7 protein-coding genes are annotated in these 11,602 nt (G+C 35.1%); all 7 read left to right on the top strand.

Features of this window, described 5'->3' with window-relative positions; genetic code table 11:
* Positions 1-584: 584 nt before the first annotated feature.
* The 7 genes from ACEN2H_RS13135 (at position 585) to ACEN2H_RS13105 (ending at position 11,586) form a co-directional block, all read left to right on the top strand.
* Positions 585-2,786 carry a penicillin acylase family protein gene (locus tag ACEN2H_RS13135; RefSeq protein WP_441733081.1) on the top strand — a complete coding sequence of 734 codons (2,202 nt, stop codon included), beginning with the start codon at positions 585-587 and terminating at the stop codon, positions 2,784-2,786.
* Positions 2,787-3,175: 389 nt separating this feature from the next.
* Positions 3,176-4,648, top strand: a complete 1,473-nt coding sequence (locus ACEN2H_RS13130; RefSeq protein ID WP_441733079.1) for a sodium:solute symporter family protein — start codon at positions 3,176-3,178, stop codon at positions 4,646-4,648.
* Positions 4,629-5,063, top strand: a complete 435-nt coding sequence (locus tag ACEN2H_RS13125; RefSeq protein WP_441733077.1) for a GNAT family N-acetyltransferase — start codon at positions 4,629-4,631, stop codon at positions 5,061-5,063. Before ACEN2H_RS13130 ends, ACEN2H_RS13125 begins: the two co-directional genes overlap by 20 nt.
* Before the next feature lie 6 nt (positions 5,064-5,069).
* Complete coding sequence (locus ACEN2H_RS13120; RefSeq protein ID WP_441733075.1) at positions 5,070-6,224, top strand: amidohydrolase; 1,155 nt, start codon at positions 5,070-5,072, stop codon at positions 6,222-6,224.
* Positions 6,214-7,365: an alanine racemase gene (gene alr, locus ACEN2H_RS13115; protein WP_441733074.1), complete on the top strand. Its 1,152-nt coding sequence runs from the start codon at positions 6,214-6,216 to the stop codon at positions 7,363-7,365. The genes ACEN2H_RS13120 and alr overlap by 11 nt, the downstream gene beginning before the upstream one ends.
* The gene (locus tag ACEN2H_RS13110; protein ID WP_441733072.1) at positions 7,365-8,438 is read left to right on the top strand and encodes an alanine racemase; all 1,074 of its coding nucleotides are present in this window, start codon (positions 7,365-7,367) and stop codon (positions 8,436-8,438) included. The genes alr and ACEN2H_RS13110 overlap by 1 nt, the downstream gene beginning before the upstream one ends.
* Positions 8,439-8,589: 151 nt before the next feature.
* On the top strand, positions 8,590-11,586 hold the full coding sequence (locus tag ACEN2H_RS13105; protein ID WP_441733070.1) for an amidohydrolase family protein: 2,997 nt from the start codon (positions 8,590-8,592) through the stop codon (positions 11,584-11,586).
* Positions 11,587-11,602 lie beyond the last annotated feature (16 nt).

The following is an 11,602-nucleotide window of genomic DNA, read 5'->3' as shown; positions in this document are numbered from 1 at the left end:
CCGAGAAAAAGATTTAATTTTGAAACACCAAATTATATGTTTAACCAAAAAGTTGCATTAGTAACTTGAATTCAGCCTCTTAATTTAAGCACAATCTTAAAAGGACGAGAATTAGAACTAGAAATGGAAGGTTTCTTTATTCATGACCTTAAAAGAACAAAGCGCTCGATAGACATTAACGCTGATCGAACTGAGTTTATTTATACAATTCCGACAAATTGGTCTTCCCTATACCGTTAAGAGAAATGAATACCAATAAATTAATTTATAGTTTTTATCGTATTAAAAAAACTATCCGTCGTTGACGAGATGTTTTTTTTATGTAATTTTAGATCGTTAAGTAACAGAGTATTTTTTTGTCGCTATCTTGAGATAAAAGAAAATTTATTAAAAAAATCTACTGTGAATACATTATTACTTCAGAGCAAGTTATGTTTTATAATCTCGTTACTTAGCTTTTTCTATACGAACAAGGCAAAACATGCAAAAGGGATTCAAAAATCTGAAATAAACAATATCATCTCCATAGAAAGTCTTGAAATGAGTATTTAAAATAGTGGTCAAAAATTTAAAATATAATAGTAATGACAAATTATAAAAACGTTCTAAAATTCGTCTTCCTTTTTCTTTTTGTAAATTTCCAAGTTTACTCTCAAAACACCAGCACGAAAGAAAATCAAAGACTAGAAAAAGCAGCAAAACAGGTAACTATTATAAGAGACAATTGGGGCATTCCACACGTCTATGGAAAAACCGATGCGGATGCAGTCTTTGGTTTATTGTATGCCCAATGTGAAGATGATTTCGTTCGCATTGAAATGAATTATATCGAAAAACTGGGACGCTTATCCGAAATCAAAGGAGAATCCGTCTTATATAATGATTTGGAAACAAGGTTAATAATCTCCGAGGAAGAAGCCAAAACCGATTATGAAAATGCCAAACCTTGGTTAAAAAAATTACTAAACGCATATGCGGACGGAATCAATTATTTTCTCTACAAAAATTCCGCTGTACAACCAGCCTTATTAAAATATTTCGAACCCTGGTATCCGCTGCTTTGGACAGATGGAAGTATCGGTGCCATTAGTACGGGAGATCTAAATACCGGCGAATTAAAAGCGTTTTATTCTGGTAATGCTGATAAAGTATCTTATATAGAAAGAGAAAAAAATATCCAAACGGGATCGAACGGGTTTGCTTTGGCACCGTCAAAAACAGCCTCCGGAAATGCTATTTTATATATCAATCCTCACACTAGTTTTTATTTTAGACCCGAAGTACAAATAAGTAGTGAAGAAGGGTTAAATGCTTATGGAGCAGTTACTTGGGGACAGTTTTTTATTTACCAAGGATTTAACGAAAATTGCGGTTGGATGCATACCTCTTCAAATGTAGATGTGTCTGATATGTATGCCGAAAAAATAGTGACTAAAAACGAAAAGCTTTTTTATGAATATGACGGTAAATTACTACCAATTATTGAAAAAGAAATCACTATTAAATATTTGGAAAACGGTAAATTAAAAAACAAAGAGTTTAAAACCTATTTTACCAATCATGGTCCCATAATGGCCCAAAGAGAAGGCAAATGGATTAGCTTAAAATCATTCAATCGTTCCATAAAAAGCTTAGAAGAAAGTTGGTTAAGAACCAAGTCTAAAAATTTTGAAGATTATAAAGCGGCAATGGATATAAAAGCGAACACTTCTAACAATACGGTTTATGCAGATTCGAAAGGAAATATCGCCTACTGGCATGGAAATTTTGTACCTATTAGAGACCCAAAAATTAACTGGTCGAAAGTAGTTGACGGAACAACTTCGGCCACAGAATGGAAAGGATTACATGAAGTATCGGAAACTGTACATTCTTACAATCCTACAAATGGCTGGCTACAAAACTGCAATTCGACTCCTTTCTCAGCCGCAGGAAATCGAAGTCCAAAAAAAGAAAACTACCTTCCTTATATGGCTCCTGACGGAGAAAATTTCAGAGCCTTGAATGCAGTTCGTCTTCTCAGCAAGGGAGAAAATTATACGTTGGACAAAATAATAGCTGACGGCAATGATACAAAACTAACTGCTTTTGAAATCCTCATTCCTGCTTTAATTTCAAGTTTTGAAAAGAATAACTTAGCAAAAGACGCATTATACAAGGATTTAATAGAACCTATAAATGTTCTGAAAAACTGGGACTACTACTCTAATGAAAAATCGATCGCCACAACTTTAGCCTTAGAATGGGTAATAAAATTAGATCCTATAATACAAAGAGCATACGTTGAGCAAGGACAAATAGATCAAGTTACAAACACTTCCCTTTTTGCTAAAAACGCTGGTGTTGATCAATTAGTACCACAATTACTGAGTGTCGTAGAAGATTTAAAAAACAAATTTGGTAAATGGGAAATTCCTTGGGGTGATATTAATCGCTTTCAACGATTATCCGGGGATATTAATCTCAAATATGATGATAACTTACAGAGCACACCCATAGGCTTTGGACCTGCACTTTGGGGTTCTTTGCCTGCTTTTAAAAGTAATTATCAAAAAGAAACAAAAAAAAGATACGGTTATAATGGGAATAGTTTTGTTTGTGCGGTTGAATTTGGCCCCAAAATTAAAGCGAAGTCACTGCTTGCAGGGGGTAACAGTAGCGATCCAAAATCGAAACACTTTAATGATCAAGTAGAAATGTATCGAAAGGGAGAGTTTAAAGATGTTTTGTTTTACAAAGAAGCTGTCGAAAAAAATGCCGAACGAACTTACCATCCAGGGGAATAATTTAGATTTAAACGCCTTGGAATTCAACCAATCAAAATGATTCTGTCAAATAACAAATAGGAGAAATATTTACTATAAAATAGAAATACTCTTTCTAAATTTCTCAATATTTCACTTCAGTTTTTACACCAAAAAATACCATATCATTAATATCCAAAGAGCCGCTACTTGCATTTTAAGCGGCTTTTTGGATATATTTCCTTATATTTGTGAAGAAATATTTAATTTCTGGGTTGAAACATCGGTTTATTGCAAATATAAATAACAATCCTTTCTACGATTTCACATCCCTGAAATCATCCTGAAAAATCATCTTTTTGTGCGGTTTACTGCATCTTTTGCCATTTGGAAAAATTCCATTTACAGGCATTAAAATAATCCGAATAAACATGCATACAATAGATTATATTATCTTCGTTATCTACATGGTAGCCATGTTAGGTGTTGGACTATATTTTTTCAAAAAAAACAAAACCGCTGAAGATTTTTACGTAAGTGGACGGAGTATGAGCAGCTGGCATATTGGTTTATCTGTTGTCGCTACTGATGTTGGTGGTGGGTTTTCAATTGGATTAGGCGGACTTGGTTTTACCATGGGAATCTCTGGTTCATGGATGCTATTCACGGGGCTTCTTGGCGCTTGGTTGAGCGCTGTTTACCTTATTCCAAAGGTGAGCCATCTGGGTCACAAATATAAATTTTTTACTTTCCCACAAATTTTTGGTCATTTCTATGACGGACGTGTAGCTCTTTTGGCTGGAATTATTTCTGCCATTGGATATATCGGATTTACGAGTTCGCAAGTTTTGGCTGGAGCCAAATTAGCTTCGGCAACCGTTGATGGGTTAAGCATACAAACCGCACTAATCGTCATGGGGACTATCGCGGTAGTCTATACTACAATCGGAGGACTAAAAGCAGTTATATACACTGACACCATCCAATGGTTAATATTGATTGGCGGATTGGTTTTCATCGGAATCCCCATCGCCTATCACGCTGTAGGTGGTTATGATGTCATCAAAGCAACTTTAGCTCCCGAATATTTATCGATAACCAATGTGACATGGTATCAGATTTTAAACTGGTCCATCACCATCATTCCGATCTGGTTTGTTGGAATGACATTATACCAGAGAATTTATGCCAGTAAAGGAGAAAAAGAAGCAAAAAAGGCTTGGTTAATTGCCGGTGTATTCGAGTGGCCCATAATGGCTTTTATGGGTGTGATATTAGGAATGCTTGCCAAAGTAGCTGCGACAAACGGAATGTTTGAAGGAATTACTGACGCCTCATCGATGGATAGCGAAATGGGATTGCCTATTTTATTGGCGACCATCCTTCCCGTTGGACTAATGGGATTGATGCTTTCCTCCTATTTTTCGGCTATACTTTCCACCGCTGATAGCTGCCTAATGGCTGCCTCAGGGAATATTGTTACCGATATTCTCTCCAAATTTTCCAAAAAAGAATTAACCCATAAAAAAGAGCTTCAGCTTTCACAAATAGTCACGCTATTGATTGGTGTTTTTGCCATATTACTGGCGTCCAAAATGCAAAATGTACTAGAACTCATGCTTTACTCCTATGCCTTTATGGTATCTGGATTATTCATTCCCGTCATTGGCGCTTTATTTTGGAAAAAAAGCCATCCCATAGCTGCTTTTTGGAGCATGCTCTTTGGAGGAGGAACAACAATTTTACTAATTATTACCGAAAATAAATTACCTTTAGGAATAGAATTACCCGAGCATCTGGATGCTAATCTTTACGGGATAAGTATTTCACTACTTTTATTCGTTACAATATCAATTTATCATAATAACAAAAAAGAAAGACAAAATGGAATTCAAAATAATTAACGCAAATTCAGGAGAACACAAAACATATACTAATCAAATAATTGCCCAGTTTCTATATACCCATTTAGAAGAATATGGCGATAAAATTGAAGACATTCTAAAATGTACTGCTTATGTTATGGATGCCGACAAGGGAGGAAATATAGTTCTTGGTTTAGACGAAGATAAAATCGTAGGGGTTACCATATTGAACAATACCAATATGAAAGATTTTATACCTGAAAATATCTTGGTATATATTGCTGTTGACAATAGCCAGCGTGGTAAAGGATTTGGAAAACAATTAATGCAAAAAGCTATATCGATCGCAGAGGGAAACATTGCACTCCATGTGGAGCCAGACAATCCTGCAAAAATACTATACGAAAAATTAGGTTTTACTAACAAATACCTAGAAATGCGTCTCATTAAATAGTCCAAAATGGAAAATTTACACCAACGCAGAGAAGCTTTAATTCTGTTGCGTAAGGAATTGCATAGAAACCCTGAGGTCTCGGGTAAAGAGTTCGAAACTGCTAAAAGAATTGTCGCTTTTCTAGAAAAAAAGCTGCCTGACGAAATCATCACAGAAATAGGAGGTGCGGGAATTGCCGCAGTTTACAAATCTAAAAAAGCAGGCAAAACTGTACTGTTTAGATGTGAGCTAGATGCGTTACCTATTGAAGAAATAAATACATTTGAACATCGCTCACTCGTCAAAGGGGTTTCTCACAAATGTGGACATGATGGTCACATGGCCATATTATGTGGTCTAGCCGATGAATTGTACCACAACAAACCTGAAACCGGCACTGTAATTTTATTGTTTCAGCCGGCTGAAGAAGATGGCAGCGGAGCACAAAAGGTGTTTTCTGATCCACAATTTGCCTTGCTTAAACCTGATTACGTTTTTGCTTTGCACAACTTGCCAGGATTTCCAAAAAATCAAATTGTACTTAAAGATGACACCTTCACTTGCGCCGTTAATAGTATCATTATAAAGCTCAACGGTGTGACTGCTCACGCTGGGGAACCACAGAAAGGAATTAATCCGGCACTCGCTATTGCTGCGATTATCAACCAATTTGACACTGTTATTCAATCCGATATTTCAAAAGAGGATTATTGCCTAATTACACCCATTTACACTGAAATGGGAAAAAAGGCATACGGAGTTTCTGCGGGATCGGGAGAAGTCCATTTTACAGTTAGAAGTAGTGGCAATTCTAAAATGAAAAAAGTCGAAACTAAGCTCGAAAAATTAGCACAATCAATAGCGAAAGAATATCAATTAGAATGTAACATTACTTGGACAGAAAGTTTTCAAGCAAATGAAAACAATAAAGAAGCAGCAGATCTCATTAGAAATGCTGCAAAAACCAATAATTTTGAATTATTTGAAAAAGAAACTCCTTTTACTTGGGGGGAAGACTTTGGCTTGTTTACCCAGCAATATCCAGGCGCTATGTTTGGTCTTGGCTCAGGAATAAATACGCCAGCCCTTCACAATCCAGATTACGATTTCCCTGATGATATTATCAGTACAGGAATTTCCGTCTTTCACAAAATCAGCAAACAAATTACAAATGCACACTAATTCAATTATAGAACTCAATCGCGCAGCTTACCAAAAAAACATGATGTTTCTGAAGACTACCTTTGGGAAAAAAGTTAAAATTTCATCTGTAGTAAAAGGTAATGCTTATGGGCATGGTGTGAAAGAAATTGTCAGCATGGCCTACGAAAACGGAATCACTCATTTTTCGGTTTTTGATGTAGGAGAAGCTAAAGCCGTAAAGGAAGAACTATCAGACAAAGTGACAATAATGATAATGGGATTAGTTCAGGATGAGGATTTAGAATGGGTCATCAGTAATGACGTAGAATTCTTTGTTTTTGAAACAGGCAGATTGACAAAGGCCGGAAAGATGGCAAAAAAACTGAACAAAAAAGCAATTCTGCATATTGAAGTTGAAACTGGAATGAATCGAACGGGTTTTGAGAAAAACGAAATGAACAAAGTCGTCGCTTTCCTTAAAAAAGAAAAAGAACATGTCGTTTTTAAAGGACTTTGTACCCATTATGCTGGTGCGGAAAGCATAGCTAACTATTACAGGGTGGACAAGCAAATCAAACGTTTTGACGATATTTATCAGTACCTTTGTCAAAACGATCTTAAGCCTGAAATAAGGCATTCCGCATGTTCGGCAGCATCTATAATGTTTCCTGAAACTAGAATGGATATGGTGCGTATAGGGATTATGCAATATGGTTTGTGGTCAAGCCCAGAAGTATTTGTGAATTATTTGAACACTAAAAAAAATAAAATAGATCCACTACATCGGGTAATTACTTGGAAGAGTAAGGTCATGAGTGTCAAGAAAGTGGCCATTGGTGAGTTTATTGGTTACGGAACTAGCTTTCTAGCAGAAAGAAAAATGAAAATTGCCACTGTACCAATCGGTTATTCGCATGGCTATAGCCGTTCATTAAGCAATCAGGGAAGGGTGTTAATAAATGGACACCGCTGCATCGTCGTAGGGTCAGTAAATATGAATATGATGACTATAGATGTTACGAACATTGAAACAGTGAAAAAAGATGATGAAGTGGTATTAATAGGCTCACAAAATGAGCTTTCTGTTTCTGTAGCCTCCTTTAGTGATTTTAGTAATCAACTAAATTATGAATTATTAACCCGAATATCTAAAACAATTCCTCATAAAATCATTAATTAATGGCATTTATAAAATTAAATAGGAAAAAACTTCAAGAGAACTATGCTTTCCTAGACCGTACTTTTAAGTCGCGAAATATTAAATGGGGAGTGGTTTCTAAATTATTATGCGGTAATGAATTATACCTAAAAGAAATTATTGCATTGGGCGTCAAAGAAATTCACGACTCAAGGGTAAGTAATTTAAGAAAAATAAAAGAACTAGACCCAAACAGTATTACTGTATACATAAAACCACCTGCAAAGCGAAGTATTCCAGATATCGTAAAATATGCTGACATTAGCTTTAACACTGAAATTTACACCATTCAAACGCTTTCTAAAGAGGCTATTAAGCAAAACAAAACTCATAAAATCATCATCATGATTGAGATGGGTGATTTGCGTGAAGGAGTAATGGGTGAAGAATTAGTTGAGTTTTATGGTAATATTTTAAAACTACCCAATATCGAAATCGTTGGTATAGGAACTAACTTAAACTGTTTAAGCGGAATTATGCCTACTCAAGATAAGCTTATTCAATTAAGCTTATACAAACAGTTGATTGAGGCCAAATTTAATATTAAAATACCACTAGTTTCAGGAGGAACCTCAGTTGCAATACCTTTGATTCTAAAAAATGCTCGTCCTATGGCGGTCAATCATTTTAGAATTGGTGAAGCCCTATTCTTCGGTAAAGATCTCTTTACAGGAGATACCATGGAAGGAATGCACAATGATGTTCTAAAATTATATGCTGAAATCATTGAAATTACCGAAAAGCCCGATACACCTATTGGAGAATTAGGAGAAAGCGGAGTTGGAACTTCTTATATACCTAGCGATTCAGATGATTTAGGAATCACTTCTTTAAGAGCAATCTTGGATATTGGGTTATTGGATATGCAGCCGCAATATATAGAAGCTGAAGACAGTGATATCACGATTATAGACGCGAGTTCAGACATGTTAGTCATTGATATATCTAGTTCTAAAGAGCCATATAAGGTAGGTGACCTAGTCTCCTTCAAAATACAATATATGGGAGCTCTTTATCTTTTAAATTCCGATTATATCGGAAAAACAATGGGGTAAATCTGGGCAAAATATTATTACAGGGCGATCATAAGGACGATAAAGTATTTTTAATCGTCCTTTTTTGTAGGTCGAAATTTGTTAAATATACTGTATCGTGAAGAATAGCTGAGTTTTTTTCATTAGTTTTATCCGAACTAAAACTAACCACATGAAAAAAATTCTTTACCTCCTCTTTTTATTTATTAACATACCGAAAATTCACGGCCAAGAATATTTCCCTAATAACGAAAGTATTCACAGTGAAAACAATAATTACAATGCATTTATAAATGCTAAGATTTATGTTACCCCAAATCAAATAATTGAAAACGGAACATTACTAATCCAAAACGGAAAAGTTATTGCCGTAGGTAATTCTGTTAAAATTCCTAAAAATACAGTTGTTGTTAATTTAGAAGGCAAGTCGGTTTATCCTTCCTTCATAGATATGTATACCAATTTTGGAGTTGAAGACCCAAAAAGAAATAGTGGAAGATCACAGGGTCCAACCTACGATACAAAAAGACAGGGGTACTATTGGAACGAGCATATAAAACCAGAAACAGACGCATTTGACAGTTTTAAATACGATACTAAAAAAGCTGAAAAAATGCATAAAGCTGGCTTTGGTGTTGTTGGTACTCACGTGTTTGATGGCATAGCGCAAGGTAGTGGAAGCCTAATTACTTTAAATGATGAAAGCCCCAGCAAAAGACTAATTGCTGATAAAATTACCAATCATTTCAGTTTTACAAAAAGTGCCACTTCTAACCAAGCTTACCCAAGTTCCTTAATGGGATCAATTGCTTTACTAAGACAAATGTATTTAGACTTAGATTGGTATAAAAAGGGAAATGCATCTACTGAAGATTTATCATTGGAAGCCCTGATAAATAATGAAAAGTTAATTCAAATTTTTACCTCCGAAGATAAACTGAACAGTCTAAGAGCCTCAAAAATAGCAAAAGATTTTAGTTTAAATTACATTTTAAAAGGAAGCGGTAATGAATTTGAACTAATTGAAGAAATAAAGAAAACGAATGCTTCCTATATCATTCCTATCAATTTTCCAGATGCATATGACGTGTCGAACCCATATATCGCGAGTCAATTGGATTTTGCTGATTTGCGAATGTGGAATCAAGCTCCAAGTAACTTAAAAGTACTTTCTGATAATGGAGTCGTATTTGCACTAACTACTGATAAATTAAAAAAAATAGAAGATTTTAGAACTAATCTTTTAAAAGCAATAGAATATGGCTTTGACAAAACCAAAGCTTTAGAAGCCTTAACAACTGTACCGGCTTCGCTGCTAGGAAGAAGTAAGGATTTAGGAAGTTTAAAAGAAGGCAGCTTGGCTAACTTTTTGATCACGTCTGGAGAAATTTTTGATAAAGAAACCACTATTTACGAAAACTGGATTCAAGGAAGCAAATACATCATCAGTGATATTGACGCCAAAGATATTCGCGGAAATTATGACCTAACAATTGACAACGAGAATTATAAATGGGTTATTAAAGGCGAGTTGACTAAACCAATCTCTGAGATAAAAAAAGCAGATTCTACAAAAGTTAACTCAAAACTTGAAATAACAAACAACTGGCTAACATTAAATATCAAAACAAAAGATTCTGTAAAAACAAATTTTGACAGACTTACAGCATACATTGAAAAAGACAAAAACATTTCAGGTAAAGCTATTTTATTTAACGGAAAAGAATCTAGCTGGTCAGCTATAAAAACAGCAGCATATTCTAAAGAAAAAGATTCGTCGAAAACAGACAAAAATAATCATATCGTTCCTGTCACTTTCCCGAATCTTGCTTTTGGTAATGTAGATAAATTAAAACAAGAAAGCTTATTGTTTAAAAATGCTACGGTTTGGACCAATGAAGAAGCGGGTATTTTAAAAGAAACAGATGTATTAGTAAAAAACGGTAAAATCGTTTCTATAGGTAGTGGCCTTGCAGATTCTACAGCTAAAATTATTGACGCTAAAGGAAAGCACCTTACTAGCGGAATAATTGATGAACATTCTCATATTGCAATATCCAATGGCGTAAATGAAAGCGGGCATAACTCAAGTGCCGAAGTAACCGTTGAAGATGTTGTCAACTCAGAAGACATCAATATATATAGAGAATTAGCAGGAGGTGTAACCACTTCCCAGTTACTGCATGGTTCTGCAAATCCTATCGGCGGTAGATCAGCGATCGTAAAATGGAAATGGGGAGCAACAGCAGATGAAATGCTTTACAAAGAGCAACCTAAATTCATCAAATTTGCTTTGGGAGAAAATGTAAAACAGGCCAATCGCGGCTATGATAATCCAACTCGTTTTCCTCAAACAAGGATGGGAGTTGAACAAGTATTTATCGATTACTTTCAACGTGCGAAGGAATATGACGAAGCTTGGAAAAAATACAACTCTAATCCAAAAAAGAATACGATTAAAGCTCCAAGAATAGATATCGAATTACAAACACTAGCTGAGATACTAAACAAAGAACGATTTATAACTTGCCATTCCTATATTCAGTCAGAAATTTTGATGTTAATGGATGTGGCTGATAAATTTAATTTCAAGGTAAATACATTTACTCATATACTCGAAGGATATAAGGTAGCAGATAAAATGAAGCAGCATGGCGTTGCGGCCTCAACTTTTGCAGATTGGTGGGCTTACAAATTTGAAGTAAATGATGCGATTCCTTATAATGGAGCTATAATGCATAATGCTGGAGTGCTAGTTGCGTATAATTCTGACGATGCTGAAATGTCGCGCAGGTTAAATCAAGAGGCAGCAAAAGCGGTAAAATACGGAAACGTATCAGAAGAAGAAGCTTGGAAATTTGTGACTTTGAATCCTGCTAAAATGTTGCATATTGACAACAAAGTAGGAAGTATTAAAGTCGGTAAAGATGCAGATCTTGTTTTGTGGAGCGATAATCCATTATCAATCTATGCGAGAGCCGAGAAAACAATTATTGAAGGTACCGTATACTATGACGTGAATAAGGAGGATGATAAAATAAAAGCTATCGCTAAAGAGAGAAATGAGATTATAGGCCAAATGATAGCGGCAAAAAGCAAAGGCTTAAATACGCAAGAGCCTAAAAAAAGAATAAAAAAAGAATATCATTGCGACACTTTAGAACAATAAAAAAAATTCATTAATT

The organism is Flavobacterium sp. W22_SRS_FP1, from assembly GCF_052113685.1.
Taxonomy (GTDB): Bacteria; Bacteroidota; Bacteroidia; order Flavobacteriales; family Flavobacteriaceae; genus Flavobacterium.
This window is presented reverse-complemented; position numbering and strand designations above follow the sequence as displayed.